Genomic DNA, 18794 nt, shown 5'->3' with positions numbered 1-18794 from the left:
AAATCCCTTTCCCAAGTAGCCTATAATTAATGTTATAGATTTTCTATTCTCTAACAAATTTATCGGAAAATTACTTGTGCTAATCAACCGATATGTTGTGAACCGCCCTTATTTCGTTGTAAACCATTTATACAATCTGGAGCATGATTCCCACCGTCACCTCATCCCCATTCTGCTCAAATGACAAGTCACCCATATATTTTTTTGCCACTCTACGCATATTTTTCAAGCCGATTCCATGCTCACCATTCTTCTTGGCAGTATACGGAATTCCCTCTGCCGGGTCAATCCGAAGCCTGCCCTTAAAACTATTGCTGATGATCAACATAAAAATACTGTTTTTACGGAACGCATGGACTTTGATATAAGGTTTTTCTCCATTTACCGATTCCATGCAATTATTTAATGCATTATATAAGATAATGCAGACATCAAAAACATCCAGCTTTGTATTTTCCGGATAACGGAAGTCACATTCAAACCGGATTCCACGCATCTGTGCTTCGTTGCTTTTTTCCAGAAGGATCATGTCCGTAACCGGATTACCTGTCCTGATCTCTGGCGTAAGCTCCTGCCATTCACTTTTCAGCCTTCCGAGATATGCAAAAGCCTCGCTGCTGTTATCCGCACCCATCAGACGCTCTATCATCTGGATATGGTTTCCCATGTCATGGCGCATAGCACGGAGATCTCCATACAATTTTTCAACTTCCTTAATATGCATTTTTATATTGTTTATTTGGCTTTCCAAAAGTTCCTGACCTAACTGTTCTTCCTGTAAGCTTTTCCAGTTCTGAAAGAATACAATTATCACAAGGATTGCTATTATGGACATTAAATAATATAGGAAACACAGCACATCATAAAATCCTGTCATTTCGGATTTTACCTGATAAAAATGAAAAATCATATAGCCAACCATGCCTAACAACGATGGCACAATCAGCATCAAAAGTTCCTTTTTTCCCATATATCTGTTCTTGTACTCATAAGCTCTATTGACAGCCTGAATGGACAACAGCAAAAGTAGCGAACAAAACAGTATATCCATAATTCTTGTCATTACATACAGTCCATAATGCAGCCATGACATCGCCGCTATCGCCGAATTGAAAAGAACAATATCCAGAAAGAAATCTATAATCCCTGCCATAGAAGAGGACAGCCAACGCAGCGTAAAGAAAGTGACCGACAAAAATATTTTTTGATTTATATTCTGCCTGTCCTCCACATACATCACGGCAAATGCCGCCACTGTTCCAATGAAATATGCAAGAATATTGTCTATCTGTGGCGGCATGATATATAAAACCGTCATTACCACCCCATACACACTTCCCGTCTTAACTGCTTTATCTCTGCCCTGCATATAGGGTAATACAAATACTCCAAAACAAACGCCGGCAGCGATAAGCTGCACAATAATTGATATATAAGATGTGATATTCCAACATAATTCTATCGGACTCACTTGATTTCCCTGCCTTTCCTCTGATTATATTTCAAATACTGTTTCACAAATTCAGGATAATTCTGTTTAGCGATTAACACTGTTCCCTTTTCCATAGTAACAGATGCAGCATCATATCTATGTACAAATCTAAAATGAATAAGATATGACCGATGCGTTCTAAAAAAATCCTCCCCTGCCTTTTTCTCAAGATTTGACAGATTGCCATAATATTCTGTATCGCCGTTTACGGTATGGATAATGACTTTTCGGTTGAACACTTCCGCATAGATAATATCCTTCAGCAGTATTTTCGTATGGTCTCCTCCTGCCTGTATCATCATATATTCTTCATCAAGTTCTCCATTTCCTTTCTTCCTGCTTTCAATCTCCTGAACCGCATTTTCAAAAACTTCACAGAATTTATCATCTGACAAAGGTTTGACCAGATAATGAAATGCACCTACATCAAACGCCTGAAAGACATATTCCGGAGCCGCTGTAACAAATATGATGAGTGCCTGTTTCCAATCTCTACGAAAAAGCCTTGCCGCTTCCATTCCGTCCATCTCCGGCATCTGTATGTCTAAAAACAGAATATCTATTTGTGTTTCGCTGTCAAGCAGTTCCTGCGCCGAAAAAAATTTGCATACTACCGCATCCGGCAGCATCTCCTTGATTTTTTCTTCAATCATATCACACATAAACTGTTCATCATCACAAACTGCAATGCAAATTGCATTGTAAACTGCATTATTGCCTGACAAGCCAGAAAAAGCGTCTTTGGCAATCGTATGCTCCATATGCATCACATCCTTCTATAATTTTTCTTAAATTATATCACACAATTCCGCATCTGCTTATGTATGTTGTAAACAACCCTTATTTTGTTGTGAAAAAAATTCCTCCGGCAATAAATCATTTCGGGGTTCAATTTATCGGCTTGAATTAACCGACAATATTCTCTGCCTTGCCTGCTCCCTCTGCTCTTATTCAAAGATATTCATACAATAAAAAAGCAGAACACAGCCACAAAAGCCATGCTCTGCCCATTCAAATTTTACTCTGCTACTATAAACTCCAGCTCCGCAAATTCCTGATCCGTCAAGTCAATCAGTTTTACAATCACCCGAAGCGATAATTCCATCATCTCATCATCTTCCAAATGCTCCATTGCATCACTGATACTCTTTATGACCTTTGCCCTGCTTCCCAAACCGGAAGCTGTACCTTCTTCCGTATAAATACTGATTAAATTGCTTTCTTCCACGGTAAATTCATTTTTCATTGCTTACATCTCCCTCTGATTATTTTTACTGTTTTCCTGTGCATCATGGTCTTGATTCTGTCCTGCCACCTGTGCTTTTTTCTCGGCAAGGCGGGCTTTTAGAGAAATCCTTGCGGCAGGCTGTTCTTGCTCTCTCTTTGCCGCTTCCTTCTGTGCTTTTTCACCAACACCGTTATTAAAGGAACTGTCCCCAGTTCCTTGCACATCATCGACCATGTTATAGTTCTGTTCTTCCATGCCATTTATGGCATTTTCTTCAATCTTGGCAAGGGGCGTATACTCTGCCAGCTTTTCAAGCAGTTCTTTTGCCCGTTCTTCTTCCTCCGGTGCAGCTCCTTCAGAAATCGCTTCATTTAGCCATTCTGTGATATGTTCCGTATCTCCCTGATTTAACATCTCTGTAAGCTCCGCTATATTCTCGGTCATACTATGCACATCATTACGATAACTATATATATCATAATCATACACAAAACGGTCAAGCTCTACTGCAAGCTGCCCCGCCTTATCCAGCCCCGGCATACGCAGTTCCCAAACCCTCGCTTCCATTTCCTCTGACATCACACCGTCTATCTCCATTTCCGGCAGTTTTGCCACAAGCTGTGCAATAACCTCCATAGCCTTCGGATTGTTCTTAATATCAGGGATATGCTCTAGGATTTCAAGGTCTATCCGTCTGCCCGATAAAATGTCAATCTCACTATCCTCATAGGGTTCTGTTCCCGGTAAATGGACATTGATACCGATTGCGGGTATGGCGTTCAAACGCTCCGGCGGTATCTGCTTCCAGATTGCAATGGCTTCCTCCACGGTGGAAATATTCTCATAAAATTCCCCGTAATTATGAAATTCGCTGCACTCCGATACCATTAAGGTTACTTCTACTTCTTTTTCTGCCTGCTCCCTTGCCATCCTGATACCTTCAAGATACTCCTCCACCTGTGGAAGATAGGTTTCAAGGCTTCCCGTCCTTTGTTCAGTAATCGGGTTAATATCCACCTTTATCCCGCCGATATGAAGTCCGTCCTCATTAAAAGTGTTAAATAAATCGTCCTCACGCTCATTTGTGGAAAGCTCCACTACCACATCAAGGTCAGAGCCTTCACGCTCCAATCCCCGGCATCTGCTCCCGACTACTGCAGCATCCACTATTTGTGCATCAATGCCATATTCGTCTATTTTCGCCTGCACATGGACTTTGACGGTTTCCTCAATCTCTGCCGGATTCATCTCGCTTATTTCATGGAACAGCTCATCCGTCTTTGCCTTAAAATCTGCCACCACACTGCTCTGTGTGTTCTGCATATTCGTAATAGTGGAGCCTTCCACACGGTCAGCGTACATATTTTTAACAAGCAGCTCATCAAAATCCATCGGTATCAGCTTGCTGTCTTTCTCAATGTTTCCCTTTGCACCGTTATGATCCGGTTCCGCTTTCAAATCCTCCACTATGTCATTCAGTGCTTCCCTGATACTAATATCAGGATTGTCATACACGCCGCCGTCTATTTCTTTATAATCCATACCCATAATGGAATAATCATAGCCGCCCTCTGTTTCCTGTATGGTGATATAGCGGTCTGCTATCTGAAATGCAAGCTCTGTTTCGTGAGGTTCCTCCTTATCTTCCATTCCCGGCTTCTGGACATCGTGTCCAGAGGTGTCCTGCCTTTCTCCTTGTGCCTTTTTCATCTCTGCAAGCACCTGTTCCCTTTCCTCTCCGAGATCAATAATTTCGTCCCCGTCCTCTATGCTCTCCGTTTCCGGCTTTTGGACACTCTGTCCAAAAGTGGCATCTTCCGCAATTTCTTCCTCCTGCTCCTCAGTGGCTCTTGCCTGCTCAACGTCTTTGTACTCTCGTTCAATCAGACCGAGAAAAGCCGTCCCCATTTCTTCATAGGAAATCTGCTTTTTGGCATTCCCGAAAGTGACAGTCACCGCATCATTCCCAAACACTGCAACGGCATCATCTTCGCCTATTCCCATTACCCGTTCATATCCGCCGATAAGAGCCTTTGCAAGCTCCTTGCGAATATCCTCGCCGCCATGCATACGGCGGGCTATATCATATATTTCAGGCTCCGGCACCATGCCATCGCCATACAACGCTTTTTCGCTCGGCTCGAATCTGTCGATATACCCGTCCTCAAAAAAACGATACCCCAAATCTTCAATCTCATCCCATGCAAGAAACTTTTTCGCAATCAAAGGTGCATTGTCAGTTTCAAGGAATTGTTTTTCTTCATCGGTAAGCTCCATTTCCGCTTTGTCTGCTTCCTGCGTTTTTTCGCCCTCCAGCGTCCTTGTAAATTCCGGAAGCTCCGTAAATCCAAAGGAATCTACAAAATGGGCAGTATTTTCCCCGTCCTCATGCAGCACCACGATGTCGCTGACGGAAAGGGAATGTCCCTTGTAGTCTGTCGGGTGATCTATATTAAACTTTTCAAAGACTGCTTCCAGCGTTTCCCCCTGCGTCTGTCCTTGCAGTTCGGACAGTTCACCCACATAAATCAGGTTGTAATTCTCCCGTTTAATGGCATCAAAATTGTACTTTGTAATGCCCATGCGTTTCAGTGCTTCCGTCCCCTCAAAGCGGAATTGTCTTAGCTCCGGATCATCTTTTAACTGATATATCCCGTATTTATCCGTGCTGCCATACAAAAGCCGGGTTTCCTTTGCCGCTTCATTCTCCGAAAGCTCCTCCTGCATTGTGAGGAAATTTCTCTCATTCTCCCAATCCTTTTTTTCAATGCCAAAGATTCCCTCATGCTCCGTTATCTGCGTTCTGTCCTCCACGGTTGTTTCAGAACCGTCCTCATGCAGTACATATATCGGTAAATCATGCTCAAATAATTCCAATGCCCTCTCTTTCGTAAGCGGCAGCATCTCATTCCATGTATATCCGTAATCCTCCATTTCCGACAAGCCGATCATAGGGTCGGGAAGTGCATCAATCTCTGCCTGTGCATCAATGACCGCAAGGGCTGCTCCCTGATTGCCTTCCGTTTCCTCATAATAGATATGTTCCGCAAGCTCCCTTGTCTTTTCCATATCATTCAGCTTATAGGCATAATTTACAATCAAGTTACGCTCATCATCGGAAAAAGCGGTCTTTGCATATTCCAGACGGTTGATGATACCCTCCGCCTGCTGTGCCGGGGAAAGGTGGTTCATCATTACTACCTCTTTTTTATTCAGGTCAATCTCAAAGTCATTAAACTGCGGCATACCGGAATTTCTGCCGCCGTCCACAATGATAGGGATATAATCAGCCCCATAGCTTTCCAGACAATCATGGATATTCTTCCTGTCCTTTTCTTCCAGCTTTGTAAGCGCACCCATGATTTCCTGTACTTCCTCCGGTGTCTTATTGGTAATGCGCTCTATCTCAAAACCTTCCGCATGGGTAATCTTCAAAATCACATCATCCGCCCCGATTGGCTCCTTTGCCCTTTCTTCCCATGCCATTTCTTTCTTTAAGTCAATTATCTCATTTGTATCGGTAATGTACCGGACATCAAGGTGGTACTCCCCAAATTCCCTTGTTTCCTCATTGGCAATCTCCGTAGTCCATGCACCTCTACTTTCCAAATATGCAGCAACACTCAGCCTGTCATCATCGTTCATGGCAGAGAGAGCTTCCATAATCTCCGCCGCATCCATTCCCCTGACATTTACAAGGCTGTACTCGGACAGATCACTGTTCTGTATCAGCAGACGGCTCTCCTTTTCCAGTCCATTTATGGACTTATCCTGCATCAAATCCCGGTCACGCTGTATTTCCTGAAGCTGCCCTTCAATGCCCTTAATAAGCTCCGATGAAGTTCTGCGGATTGTATCAAGGGAAGATTTCAGCTCTTTCATGTCCTTTCCGCTGCTCCACCCGGCAATATATCCGAAAGAGTAATCTGACGTATCTATGCCGAAGTGCTGGCAGACGGTATAAGCGATGCTCTCCGCTTCCACCTCTTTGGTATTCCTGTCCTTTACAGGTGCGTCAATATCCTGGCTGATTTCCTTGTTATGCAGCATAGAATGTGCGGTTTCATGCACCATTGTTTTCAGTGTCTGGCTCTCGCTCATGTTCTCCTGCACCGCAATCCGGTTTTCCGTTGTATGAAAATATCCTTTGGAATCTCCGGGAATGTCCTCAAAGCCAATGGGAACCGGAGCCACATTCATAAGTGCCTGCACAAAGTTCTCATAGCCTTCCACTGCAGACAAAAGCTCCTGCGCCTCCAGCTCCGGTATGGGCTTGCCGTCCGTCTGTGACACGTCAAAGACAGATACCACACGGAATGCCGGGATTGTAACCTCCACTTCCTCTTTCTGCGGCATACCGTTTTCATCAAAGGTCATTTCTCCGGTCACAGGGTCTAACTTATCCCGTTCCTCCTTGATCTTGTAAGGCATCGGGGCAAGAATACGGATTGCTTTTTCGCCTTTGTTGACGTGTCTGCCAAAATTTTTCTGCCACGCCTTGTAGCCTGCCACTAAAGTCGCCTCCGGCTTCTGCATGGCGATCAGAAGCGTATTGTTAAAGCTGTAATTGTGGAATTTTGACATAGTGGAGAGGTAACTTTTATACTTTTCACTCTCAAAAAGCTCTTTTAAGCCTTCCTCCAGTCTGTCGGTGATCTCTTTTACTTTCTGTTTCTCGGTCATATGAACTGTGTTCGTGTTGATGACCGTGTTTGTATTATTATCTACCATAGTTTTTCCTTTCCAGAGCTTTTACTCTTTTTGCACGCAAAAATACCGCCCTGTAAATTCACAAGACGGTATTCCTGAAATAAAAAAGGTGCATGGCTATTGATACTCTTTCCATACACCTTTTAGTTGCTATTAAATTGTATTAGAGCAAGCGCAGCAGCTGCACAAGCTCATGCGGTTCTGTTGTTCCCGATGCAGTCTGACGTGTATCAAACTGTGAGAAACTGTTATCCCGGTAAAACGATAATAATTTTTCCTCTTTTTCTGCTTCTAAGAATGTTACCATTCCGCCAAACATATATTGTGTTTTTTCAATTATCATCCAAGCCAGTTCGATAAGCTCTTTTCCGGCAATCTCTCTGTTCCTGCCATCTGCATAATTTTTCCCAAGCTGAGCTATAAGATAAGCAGACATGGTATAGGTATCCGACTTTACATCTAATTCACTAACCCGCAGCAATTTTCGTTTCGTGGTATTGCTTACTGTTTCACCACGGATTGTCAACGGCTTTAATGCAAGCGTAAAATAACCTAACATTTCTCCATTATCCTTGGAAAAAACAAGATATGTAACCGACTGATTTTTTTTGGTAAACTCTATTGCATTTTTTTTCAAAAAATGTTCTACATCCGGATTCTTTGGACAAGAAAATCCGGAGAGCAATTGAATAAGCGCAGGCTCCCCGGCTTCATGGTCATCTCCCAATGCCAAATACTTACGGATATTGATTGCAAAAAACTTATCCGTTATTGGCATTTAATTTCTCCTTTGCTTTCTTTTCTCTAAACCTCATAAACTCTCTCAATTCATCCTCAGTTTCAATGAATTTTACATTTACCGGAGTACGGACAGGACGGTTTTTGGCAGATTCTTCAATCGCATTGACGAACATCTCCACCTGCTCCTTGCCGGAAATGACAAAATTCTTCGTGATACTTGAAGTTGCCATATAAACACCTCCTTTATTAGTATGGCTCATCTTCGGTTAAACATACTTCTCTAACTATATTTTATTATCCAACTGCCGTTTTTGCAACAAAATTTTTATGAATTTTATATGACTGCCTCCTTTCCCTTTTCTTTCTTCTTTTCCATATCCGGCTGCCTGTTCTGCGTTCCTGCCTTTTCCTGCATTTGTGCCAGCTTTTCTTTTAAGGAAGTTCTTGTACCCTTTTCCGCTGCTTTCTGTGGCTCAAGCCTGCTGTAGATTTTATCCAATTTTTCAGACATTCTATCAATACTGTCAAGATTCTCTTCCAGCCTAGCAATGGCTTTCTTTACAGGCTTATTAACTGCCCTTGTCAGGGCAACGCCTGACTTTTCGTCAGACGCCTCTTTTGTGCCTTTTCCAGCCAATAGTCTGCCCACGTTGGAAACGCTGTTCCCAATCTGCTTTAATTCATCTCCAATACTGTCTATCTGGTTAGCTGTCTTTTTGTAGTCCATCATCACATCAACCAGATGCTCCCGGCAGTCTGCAAGCACTGATTTCACGCCAGAAATTCCTTTTTGTAACACTTTGCACATTTCCGCCTTTCCTTTTTCCTTAAAAGCATTGAATGCCTGTGTTGCTGTTTCTGCTAAATGATCTTTTACTGCTGACAAGCGTTCCGACAGGTTTGCGATTTTCTCCTGAAGGTGTGTCACCTTATCCACAAGGCTCTCTGTGACCGTTTTGGGCTGGTTTTCCCGCAACTGTGAGAGCTGCTCCTTGACACCCTGCAGCTCGTCTGTCATCACGGCAAGCTGTAGCTGCATACCTGCCACATATTGAAAAAGCTCCATAAAATCTTGTGACTGTTCTCCCATGCCCTGCCGGTTAAGCAGTCCCATGAACTGCTTTAGCGCATCATTTTCCTCTATGTTCTGTTGTGTATTCTGTTTTGCTGTTTCCATTCCTGATACCTCCATCTGTTTTTATTCACAATAAAAGCAGCCATTTCTGACTGCTTTTTTCGTACTGCCATATTTTTTTAACACTCTGCAACACCCTTTATCTTTTCTATCCTTGACATAAACTGCTCTGAAAAATCCAGTTCCTTTAATAAAGACTCGTCATGTGAAACAAATCTGTCCCTGTATCTGTTCATAATGTCCAGCATCATTAAAAAGCAATCCTGATGATACAGGAAACTTATCAAGCAGAACAGATCACTTTCTTTCAGTTTCCCTATTCTGAAATAATTTTCAAAATCATATTCATTTGCAAATTTGCAGAACACTAATTGTTCCAGCAGTATGTCCTTATCCTCTTTCGTCTGTGAAAATAATTGTTGCAATATTTGTTCCTTTTCCATATTTTCTCCTTTTGCATAATAATCTCCGATTTTGGTAACTATAATCATCTCCATTATAGGAGCATAATAAAACATATTCAATAGAAAACCGGAAGGAAAATATCGCAAATAATGATAAAATTCGACAAACTCTTTAAAACCTTAAAAGAAAACGGTATAAGCCAGTACAGTCTTTACACCCATTACGGTATCAGCAGGGCGCAGATTCAGCGGTTGAAAACCAACCAGTCTGTCACTACCCACACGCTGAATGTGATACTGAATATTTTAGGCGAGGGATTTACCCTTAATGATATTGCAGAGTTTACGCCTGATGAAAAAGAGGAAGAATAACTGTTATAAACATTCTCCCTCTTTTTATTTTGCTAATGTATGTTCTCTTTCTCCCTCCTGTCTGCTTAATGGAAACGGCAGCTTTTCACAGCTACCCGTTCAAAATAATTATAAAATTTCTGCTTTATCCTTTGCTTTTTTTGGCGTGGCTTTATCTGCATCTCCCTCGGCAGCTTTGACTTTGAACGCTTCCAGCTTTTCCTTTAAGGATACCCTTGCTGCAGGTACATCCGTATACTGCCTGCCGCCTTTATTCTGCCCCGTATCCGTCAGTTTCTCCGCAAGCGGGATATTCTTTGCAGAACGGTCTGCAACCTCTCTATCTCCCTCTGACGTTTCCGGCTCATCTTCCATGCCGATCCCGTCATTGCCCTTTTCGTCCATGTTAAGCAGGGCATTTAAGGCAGACAGACGGTCTAACTTTTCCGCTAATTCCTGCTCCTGTGAAAAAGGCTTCTGCACTTCCGCTTTTGCTGTTTCAAGCTGATGCTCCACGTTTTCAAGTTTGGTCTGCGCTTCGGCAAGCTGTTTCGGCATAGATTCCAGAGCGTGATTGATACGGGCAATGTTGCCGAGTGGGTCTGAACCGATTTCCAAGTTATGGCTTAACTGCCCTTTTAAGTTCATCACAAATTTGTGGTTGAACGAATCAAAAGACACCGCCATTTTAAACCCGGCATATTCCCCGACTGTTGCAGGCACATTGACTGTTTTCATTTCCTTGCACATCTCCACAAGTGCAGCTCCGGCTTCTTTTTTGTCCGTATAAGCCTTATCCCCGACTTTCATAAAAAACTGCTCTTTATCTGCCGGAAGTTTTGCCTTTGCGGTCTGAATGTCCGCCTGCATACCGCTGATACGCTCCTTCAGAATGGCGATCTGCTGCGGATAGTGCTTTGCGATATTGTCCTCCAGACGGTACTTCTGGCTGGTGTGGTTGGCTTTCATCAGCTTCAGCTTTGACACCTGAATATCGAGATCCATCTTTTCTTTTATATAGGGATTGCCCGTTGCCAGAGCCTTTACTTCCGCATAGGTCAGTGCAGCCTCGTCCACGTCCTCACAGCTTCTGACCGGGGATTTGCTCGTCATGATCTGCCCGATGAATTTCTGCTTGTTTTCGATGAGCTGCCACGAGTAGCTGTCAAACGTATTCTCTGTCACATACCGGTAAATCTTTACCTTTGGATTCATGTTGCCCTGCCTTAAAATACGCCCCTCCTGCTGTTCGATGTCGGACGGACGCCACGGTACATCGAGATGATGTAAGGCAATAAGCCGATCCTGCACGTTGGTTCCGGCTCCCATTTTCTGCGTGGAACCCAATAAAAAACGAACCTGCCCGCTTCTTACTTTTGCGAACAGCTCCGCTTTCCTTGTTTCCGTATTTGCATTATGTATGAACGCTATCTCCTCCGGCGGTACTCCTTTCCCGATCAATTTGTTTTTTATGTCATCATATACATTAAATGTGCCATCCCCCTTCGGTGTGGAAAGGTCACAAAAAATTAACTGTGTGGACTTCTGCTCCTTTGTCTGCTCCCATATCTCAAATGCTTTTCTGACACAGGTACTCGCTTTTGAGTTTTCATCATCAGGAAGCATATCGTTGATAAGCCGCTGGTCTAACGCTAACTTTCTCCCATCGTTGGTAATCTTGAGCATGTTGTCAACCGCTGCGTCCACTTTCCTGTCACGCACCGCCTCCGCACGTTCCGCAAGCGATGCCACCATATCCTGCTGGTATTCACTCGGCTTTAACACCACGTTTTCATACTCTGCTTCCGGCACAGGCAGCTTTAACATATCCGGCGTCTGAATATCTGCACTTTCTTTGAATAGGGAAATAAGCTCCGGCAGATTGAAGAACTTCGCAAACCTTGTTTTCGCCCTATAACCTGTTCCCTCCGGTGCAAGCTCTATGGCTGTCTGTGTTTCTCCAAAGGAAGATGCCCAGCTGTCAAAATGCCCAAGCCCCAGCTTCTGAAGCGTGCCATACTGGAGATAGCGCATATTGGTGTATAATTCCGTCATGCTGTTGCTGATCGGTGTGCCTGTCGCAAAAGTAACTCCTTTGCCTCCCGTTATCTCATCGAGGTACTGGCACTTTGCAAACATATCCGAGGACTTCTGTGCCTCTGTCTGTGCAATGCCCGCCACATTCCTCATTTTAGTGTAAAGGAACAGATTTTTATAGTTGTGGCTCTCGTCCACGAAAAGCCTGTCAACGCCTAACTGCTCAAAGGTCACTACATTGTCTTTTCTTGATGTATCATTGAGTTTTTCAAGCCTTGTCTGGAGTGCTTTTCTTGATTTCTCCATCTGCTTGATTGTGTAACGCTCCCCATTGTCCGCTTTTGCCATTGCAATCGCAGTTTCAATTTCGTCTATCTGACGCTCGATCATTGCCGCCTGCCTTTCCTGTGACAGGGGAATTTTCTCGAATTGACTATGTCCGATAATGACCGCATCATAATCTCCCGTGGCAATCCTCGAACAGAATTTTTTCCGGTTGGCAGGCTCAAAATCTTTTTTCGTGGCGGCTAAAATATTAGCTCCCGGATAAAGGCGCAAAAAATCACTCGCCCACTGCTCTGTCAGGTGGTTCGGCACGACAAACAGGCTCTTTTGACATAAGCCTAACCGTTTGCTCTCCATTGCCGCCGCTGTCATTTCAAAGGTCTTTCCCGCACCGACACAATGCGCCAGTAAGGTATTATCCCCGTATAAAACGTGTGCTACTGCACTTTTCTGATGTGGCTTTAGCTCAATGTCCGGTGTCATGCCGGGAAATTTCAGGTGTGAACCGTCATATTCCCTCGGTCTGGTGGAATTGAACAGCTTATTGTACTTTGCCACTAAGTCCTGCCGCCTGTCCGGGTCACGAAAAACCCAGTCCTTAAAGGCTTCCCTGATGGTATCCTGCTTCTGTGCAGCAAGGGTGGTTTCTTTCTTATTGAGGACTCTCTTTTCCTTCCCGTCCTCCTCTATGGTGTCATATACCCGGCTGTCTTTCAGATTCAGCGAATCCTCTAAAATCTGGTAGGCGTTCCTGCGGCTGGTTCCATAGGTCATGTTCACAAGCGCATTTCCGTAATCCGCATTTTTGCCCTTTACGTTCCACTGCCCCGTCACGTCCGAAAACTGTACGCCCATGATGTTCCTGTCAAATAAGTGCTGCGGCGTTTCAAAGGTGTCACGCATGAAATCCTCCAGATACTCCGGCTTTATCCATGTTGCCCCGATGCGCACCTCAATCTCGCTTGCATCAAGCTCTTTTGGCTGTACCTGTGTAAGTGCCTGCACGTTGACGGCATATTCCGGGTGGTTCTCCGCATAGACTTTTGCTGTTTCCAGCTTGTCACGGACATTGCCGCTTAAATACTCGTCCGCAGTTTCCCATTTGTCCGTTACGGGATTGTTAAAGATTACCCCGGTCAGTTCCTCTTTTATCGTGTCAGTGCTTTTTCCTGACAGCTCCGCCATATAGTCAAGATCAACCCTCGCCTTTTCCGACAGCGAAACCGCAAGGGCTTCGGCTGCGGTGTCAACGCTTGTGACAACCTCGGCTTTTTTAATGGTACGCTTGGTGAACATATCCGCTTTACCCTTAAAATTGCCCTCATCGTCCAGCTTTTCCAGCGAACAGAGCAGGCAGTAGCTGCTGTCCTGGTTAAACGCCCTTTTGTTGGTCTGTGAATTGATAAGTCCGTACTTTTTGGAGAAAGCATCATACAGTGAATTTAATTCTGCCTGCTTCTCCTTAATGACGGTATCCGGATATTCCTGAAGCTGCACATTGATCAGCTCCTGCGTACAATCCCTGATGCCCACCATTCCTTTAATACGCTCCAGCATGGAATCTTTCATGTCCACAGGCTTCATGACGGAGTTTTCACGGTAATAAACCTTATCATCCACAAGCGTATAGCTGTAATTCTTCACGTCCGGGTCTGCCGGAATGGTCTGGTCTGCCATCTCTCTGTCAAACTCATCAAGCTCCATTTCCTCAATTTTCCCGTCAATGCGGCTTACCGCTTCCCTTAACTGCTCTGCAAAGGGTCTGGTGGTATCGGGTGTGCAGGTGCTTTCCATGCCGTATTGCCCGCTTACCATTTCCATTTTTCCCACGATCATCTCCGGATGCTCAGTAAAATAGCTGTTCATGGCAATGCCGTTTTCATCTTCCGACAGATGCACCCACTCCGGCTCCAAGTCCATTACCCGGTCACGCTTCTTTAAGAATAAAATATCGGAAGTGACTTCCGTTCCTGCGTTCTCCTTAAACGCTGTATTGGGAAGCCTGACCGCACCTAAAAGCTCCGCCCTCTGTGCAAGATACTTTCTGACCTCCGGACTTTTCTTGTCCATTGTGCCCTTGCTTGTCACAAAGGCAACCACACCGCCCGGACGCACTTTATCCAAAGCCTTTGCAAAGAAATAATCGTGTATCAGAAAGTTATTTTTGTCATACTGCCTGTCTGCCACCTTATACTGACCGAAAGGCACGTTGCCGATTGCAATATCAAAGAAATCGTTTGGATAATCCGTTTTTTCAAAGCCTGTGATTTTAATATCTGCTTTGGGATAAAGCTGCTTTGCAATCCTTCCGGTAATTCCGTCAAGCTCCACGCCGTAAAGCCTGCTTTCCTGCATCTTCTCCGGCAGCATACCAAAAAAGTTGCCGATGCCCATAGAAGGCTCTAATACGTTGCCCTTTTCAAATCCCATGTTTTCCAGTGCTTCATAGATGCTGCGGATAATCACGGGGCTTGTGTAGTGGGCATTTAAGGTGCTTTCCCTTGCGGAAGCATATTCCGCATCGGATAAAATCCCCTTTAATTCCTGATATTCATTGTGCCAGTTCGCTTTGGTTTCATCAAAGGCATCGGCAAGACCGCCCCAGCCAACATACTGTGATAAAATCTCTTGTTCCTCCGGCGTGGCGGTGCGGTTCTCGCTCTCGATTTTTTCAAGGGTGCGTATGGCTTCCACATTCCTGCGGAATTTCTCTTTTGCACTGCCAATACCGAGGGCATCGTCCGTGATATGGAAATTGACTGCATTTTGCCTGTCGGTCTTTGGCTCCTGCTTTTGGACATTGTGTCCTAAAGTGTCCGGTTCTGACTTCTGGACATTCTGTCCGGAAGTTTCCGGCACTTCATGCGAAACACCAGACAGCTCATCATTTTTACGGTTAAAATCTTCCCATACTCTCCCTGATACGGCAGAAAAATAAGGAGATTGGTTTTCCATAATGTCAAACTCAATCTCTTTCAGTTCTTCAAGGCTTTCTGCCCCTGCGATTTTGTTATGGAGCTGGTAATATAACGCTTCCCTGCCAAGTATGCCTTCCAGCCTGCTAAGCTCCGGCTCCGGCATACGCTCCCAAATATCATTTTTTTCGGTATGAATGGTAAAACCTTCGCCGTCATCATGGTATTGTAAGGTATATTGCAGTTTGTCATGCTCTCCACGAATATCACACTCAAAATCATATACCGTAGTCCGGGAACCTCTGTTATAATCCTGACTGATCAGTACAAGATTCTGTACGTCCTCCGCTGTCAATGGCGGTTCTGCATTTTCATAAAAGGGCGTCTTGGCAGCCTCCACATAACTCCACTCGGCAGCTTCCTTTTCCGATACTTCCTTTTCAACCTGTGCAAGATATTCCTCCGCTTCTTTTCTGTCAGCAAAGGTATGTACCGTTCCGTCCCCATCGTGATAATACTCCTCACGGACATCATCCCAAATGGCAAAATTCTCCCCCGGTGCAAAGGCGTCGCTTGTTTCTGTTACGGAAAATCTCTTGTATGGCTCAACCTCGTTTTCCTTTGCAGCCTGCTCCGCAAAAGCAAGCATGGCATCCGCTTCTTTGTCAGCTTCTCCATTCTCCAGCTTTTCACGGACTGCATCGGTGTCAATATCAGGGAAATCATCACTGCCCTCAAAGCGTGAAAATACTTCCGCTTCGTGTCGGTCAATGTCCCTCATGGCTTCGATGTCTATGAAATCATCTTCTATTTCCTCCCTGTCCGGCTTATGGTCATATTCAAAATGCGTATTCCCGTTTACCTCTGCATAGAAGAAATCGCTGTCCTCTGTGGAATTGCAAAGCAGATAACTGTCCTCACCGGACTTCCATTCATCTATTTTTATACACTTCTGCCCGTCAATGGAAATGGTTTCCGGTTCCAAATCCTTCCGCATTACAGAAGGATTGACATCATGTCCATAAGTTTCCTTTCCTGCCTGCTCCCTTTTGTATTCGCCTTGTTTCTGCATAGAGCTGAATACCATCTCATCATATCCGATCACATCAATCAGATCTGCATGGGTATCTATATATTCCTGCGCCAGCCCACGATTGATAAAAAACCTGTTATGCTCCGGGTAGGGTACAAGAAGCCCGTCCTCCCCCTGTGTCACAAGACGGTAACGCACTCCATCCCTGCCATCTGCATATTGGTGGGTATAAAAACCTATCCCCGGCTCTGAATAATCCTCTGACGATTCCAGCGCAACTGTGGTTTTCTCCACTTCTTCTACATCAACAGCAGCAAATTCTAAGGCGTAATCTTCGCCGCTTTCCTTTGCCCCATCCAATGTTTCCGAAACAGTAACCGGGCTTGCATCTGTATGGTGGGTATTATATAAGGCATACCCCTCCGCTTCCTTGTCAATCCATAGAAATTCCCCGTCAGGCAGCTTTGCGCTCCACTCCGTAGGCTGTCCGTTTTCATCATCACCCTCATGTATGATATGCCACTCTAATTCCCCTTCAGAAATATCCAAAACATCATTCTGCTCCGGTTCCTGCACCTGCTCTGCTTCTGCCTGTACCGCAATCTCCTTTTCATGCTCAATATATCTTCTTGCCTGATTGATAAAGCCATTCAGCACAGCAGGGTGTGAAGCGGCAACAATATCCCGGCTTTCATACATTGCATAAGGCGTGATAGACTTTGCCCATTCTTTGTTTTCCGGGGAAATCCTGTCCTCCTGTCTGCGGTGCATGACAGTATTTGCAAGCACATAGCTGACACGTTCTATCCCGTATTCCTTTATGACACCCTCCGCTGTTTCCTTTGGCAGACGGTATCCGTCAAAGTTTTCAGTGATTGCCCTGTCTATGGCATCTTTACAGGCAGCCTTTGTATCACGCTCTATTTTTTCCTGTGCCTTTTCAAGCTCTTTCTGCGCCTGTTCTTCTTTATATGCCGCAAATGCTTCTTTTCCCTTCGGGGATAAATACTTATCTTCCTGAATGAGCTTACGGATACGTTTCTCCACCACTTTCCAGGATAACAGCACCTCTGAATAAGGTTCTGATAAATTTCCTTTTTTCAGACTGATGCCCTTGGAATCGTGATCCTCCCAACTGTGGTCAGCCCCGGCAAGCGCATGGGAGCTGCCGCCTATTCCATACTCATGTTTTAAAAAATCAGCAGCATCTTTGCTGTTATGCCCCTCCATAAAATAATCATAGATACGGAATGAGCCATGATGATAACCACTCCCCCTGCCGAGCCTGTGGTCTATCTCGTCCTGCGTGATGAAATCCTCTTTTTTCACTTCCACCCGGTCATCTGCCGGAAAAGTTTTCTTTTTCAGGAGCAGATTATCAAGCTCATCCCGCAGTTCCTCTTTGGGCATGACAGAACGGAAACGCAGCTTCTTTTCCCCCATTTCAAGCTGGTGCAGTGCCTTATCCATGTACGAAGCTGCCATATCCACACCCTCCGGTGTCGATAGAAGCTCCACTAATCCTGCATGGGAATCCGGATAATTTGCAGCTTTCAATTCCAGTTCTTCCGGCATTTCCTCCATACCGTCACGGAAAAAGAAATACAAGTGGTTTGCAATGCGCCCACGCTCCGCCTCGTCTACAAGGTAGACTTCATTTGCACTCATATAAGTGCCGTTCTCCACCTGTGAACGTATCTGTGTTTCCAGCTCCTTCCAGCTCATGGTAAACCTGGGATTTTCCAATGCCGATGTGCCATATCCGGCTGTCATTCCCTGCTCATCAAACCATACCGCTGTCTGTTTTCCGTCAAACTCAAAGCCTTTTCCGGTGGTTCCGTATTCCTTTTTCAGAAATTCCGCCATTTCCTCCGGCGTCTTGCCCTGACAATACTTGGCATAGATACGTTTCCGACTGTTGTCCCTGCCGCCCCCGCTTCTAAGGATTGCGTCAAGCTGCTCCTGCGGTATCGGCATTGCAGGCGGCACTTTAGACACTTCCTCAGCCTGCTTCATGGCGATATTTCCTACCTGCTCGCTAAACATGGTAAAGAGGTCAAGCTGTTTATACATTCCGTCCATATCAATCTGCTCCGCCACTTCTCCCGGCAGTAAATACACACCGTCCTCCATATAGGAATTGACAAGGAAACGGGCATCTTCCCATGACAAAAGCGTTTCATTTTCTGCCCCGGCTTTTCCCGTCATGTTGATGTAAAGCCCTTCTTCACCGGCATGGAAACCTACGGAAGTACCAGCCACATCCAGCGCATAATATGTGCCGAATGGAAAGCAGTTCCTAAAATATTCCGTTTGCAGCCTTGTATCCTGCTCCATTGCAAAATAGCCTGCAATCTCCGGTCTTTTATGGATCAGAAATTCATCAGAACATAAAATGCCTTTCCGAAGCCCGGTAACATCTTCATTTGGAACAGCCTGATCGTTATCCAAAAAAGAACCGGA

Annotated in this window: 10 protein-coding genes; 1 reads left to right on the top strand and 9 read right to left on the bottom strand. The window is 44.8% G+C overall.

Annotated features, from left to right (window positions below):
• Nucleotides 1–127 precede the first annotated feature (127 nt).
• The 8 genes from WMO42_RS11240 to WMO42_RS11205 form a co-directional block, all read right to left on the bottom strand.
• Nucleotides 128–1471 carry a sensor histidine kinase gene (locus tag WMO42_RS11240; protein ID WP_055230555.1) on the bottom strand — a complete coding sequence of 448 codons (1344 nt, stop codon included), beginning with the start codon at nucleotides 1469–1471 and terminating at the stop codon, nucleotides 128–130.
• Nucleotides 1468–2187, bottom strand: a complete 720-nt coding sequence (locus WMO42_RS11235; RefSeq protein ID WP_055230646.1) for a LytTR family DNA-binding domain-containing protein — start codon at nucleotides 2185–2187, stop codon at nucleotides 1468–1470. Before WMO42_RS11235 ends, WMO42_RS11240 begins: the two co-directional genes overlap by 4 nt.
• Nucleotides 2188–2510: 323 nt before the next feature.
• Complete coding sequence (locus WMO42_RS11230) at nucleotides 2511–2738, bottom strand: transposon-transfer assisting family protein (protein WP_055195780.1); 228 nt, start codon at nucleotides 2736–2738, stop codon at nucleotides 2511–2513.
• 3 nt (nucleotides 2739–2741) lie between these two features.
• Nucleotides 2742–7451 carry a YodL domain-containing protein gene (locus WMO42_RS11225; RefSeq protein ID WP_147581273.1) on the bottom strand — a complete coding sequence of 1570 codons (4710 nt, stop codon included), beginning with the start codon at nucleotides 7449–7451 and terminating at the stop codon, nucleotides 2742–2744.
• A 142-nt stretch (nucleotides 7452–7593) separates the two neighbouring features.
• Nucleotides 7594–8208 (bottom strand): hypothetical protein, encoded by a 615-nt coding sequence (locus tag WMO42_RS11220; protein WP_055195781.1) that lies wholly within the window; start codon nucleotides 8206–8208, stop codon nucleotides 7594–7596.
• Nucleotides 8192–8401: a hypothetical protein gene (locus WMO42_RS11215; protein ID WP_055195782.1), complete on the bottom strand. Its 210-nt coding sequence runs from the start codon at nucleotides 8399–8401 to the stop codon at nucleotides 8192–8194. The genes WMO42_RS11220 and WMO42_RS11215 overlap by 17 nt, the downstream gene beginning before the upstream one ends.
• 104 nt (nucleotides 8402–8505) lie before the next feature.
• Nucleotides 8506–9348, bottom strand: coding sequence for a DUF6674 family protein (locus WMO42_RS11210; protein WP_055195783.1), 843 nt, complete (start codon nucleotides 9346–9348; stop codon nucleotides 8506–8508).
• Between the two features lie 77 nt (nucleotides 9349–9425).
• Nucleotides 9426–9749: a hypothetical protein gene (locus WMO42_RS11205; protein ID WP_055230553.1), complete on the bottom strand. Its 324-nt coding sequence runs from the start codon at nucleotides 9747–9749 to the stop codon at nucleotides 9426–9428.
• Nucleotides 9750–9860: 111 nt separating this feature from the next.
• Here WMO42_RS11205 and WMO42_RS11200 point away from each other — a divergent pair, with 111 nt between their 5' ends.
• Entirely contained in the window at nucleotides 9861–10082 is a 222-nt protein-coding gene (locus tag WMO42_RS11200) for a helix-turn-helix transcriptional regulator (protein WP_055195787.1), read from the top strand.
• 108 nt (nucleotides 10083–10190) lie between these two features.
• On the opposite strand, the gene WMO42_RS11195 is transcribed toward WMO42_RS11200, so the two are convergent.
• On the bottom strand, nucleotides 10191–17741 hold the full coding sequence (locus WMO42_RS11195) for a DUF3849 domain-containing protein (RefSeq protein ID WP_334291920.1): 7551 nt from the start codon (nucleotides 17739–17741) through the stop codon (nucleotides 10191–10193).
• Nucleotides 17742–18794 lie beyond the last annotated feature (1053 nt).

The organism is Lachnospira sp. CLA-JM-H23 (assembly GCF_040096425.1).
Classification (GTDB): domain Bacteria; phylum Bacillota; class Clostridia; order Lachnospirales; family Lachnospiraceae; genus Lachnospira; species Lachnospira rogosae.
The sequence above is the reverse complement of the archived record's forward strand: the minus strand, read 5'-3'. Positions and strand labels throughout refer to the sequence as shown.

Excerpts from the sequence above, each read along its gene's own strand:
- WMO42_RS11230 (WP_055195780.1), bottom strand. The coding sequence starts at position 2,738 with ATGAAAAATGAATTTACCGTGGAAGAAAGCAATTTAATCAGTATTTAT.
- WMO42_RS11210 (WP_055195783.1), bottom strand. The coding sequence starts at position 9,348 with ATGGAAACAGCAAAACAGAATACACAACAGAACATAGAGGAAAATGAT.
- WMO42_RS11195 (WP_334291920.1), bottom strand. The coding sequence starts at position 17,741 with ATGCCCAAAGAGGAACTGCGGGATGAGCTTGATAATCTGCTCCTGAAA.
- WMO42_RS11225 (WP_147581273.1), bottom strand. The coding sequence starts at position 7,451 with ATGGTAGATAATAATACAAACACGGTCATCAACACGAACACAGTTCAT.
- WMO42_RS11200 (WP_055195787.1), top strand. The coding sequence starts at position 9,861 with ATGATAAAATTCGACAAACTCTTTAAAACCTTAAAAGAAAACGGTATA.
- WMO42_RS11215 (WP_055195782.1), bottom strand. The coding sequence starts at position 8,401 with ATGGCAACTTCAAGTATCACGAAGAATTTTGTCATTTCCGGCAAGGAG.
- WMO42_RS11205 (WP_055230553.1), bottom strand. The coding sequence starts at position 9,749 with ATGGAAAAGGAACAAATATTGCAACAATTATTTTCACAGACGAAAGAG.
- WMO42_RS11220 (WP_055195781.1), bottom strand. The coding sequence starts at position 8,208 with ATGCCAATAACGGATAAGTTTTTTGCAATCAATATCCGTAAGTATTTG.